A 512-nucleotide genomic window follows, 5' to 3' on the forward strand; every position below is an offset into this window, starting at 1 on the left:
GTATATCCTATTGTGTTCATTGATGCCATTGTGTTTAATGTGCGGGACAATGGCATCATCAAAAAGCAGGCAGCCTATGTCATCCTGGGAGTGAGCGAAGAGGGGCACAAAGAAGTCCTGACCATCGCCATCGGAGAAAATGAAAGCAGCAAATATTGGCTGAGTGTGCTTAATGAATTGAAGCACCGGGGAGTACAGGATATTCTGATACTGTGTGCAGACGGATTGCCGGGGATGAAAGAAGCGGTAGATGCCGCATATCCCCTGACAGAATATCAGCGTTGCATCGTACATGTGGTGCGCAACACACTCAAATATGTTCCTGATAAAGATAGAAAAGCATTCGCAACAGACCTTAAAACAATCTACCATGCATCTACAGAGGAATTGGGATATGAGCAGATGCATGCCGTTATGGAAAAATGGTCCAAGAAATATCCGAACGCTATGAAACGATGGGAAGAGAACTGGGATGTCATCAGCCCTATGTTCAAGTTTTCAGCTCAAGTCAG

Annotated in this window: 1 protein-coding gene; it reads left to right on the forward strand. The window is 45.1% G+C overall.

From position 1 onward, the window contains the following. A partial coding sequence (locus CLHUN_RS21740; RefSeq protein WP_207559209.1) for an IS256 family transposase occupies positions 1 to 512 on the forward strand: 512 nt, incomplete at both ends.

The sequence above is a fragment of the Ruminiclostridium hungatei genome (genome assembly GCF_002051585.1).
Classification (GTDB): Bacteria; Bacillota; Clostridia; order Acetivibrionales; family DSM-1351; genus Ruminiclostridium; species Ruminiclostridium hungatei.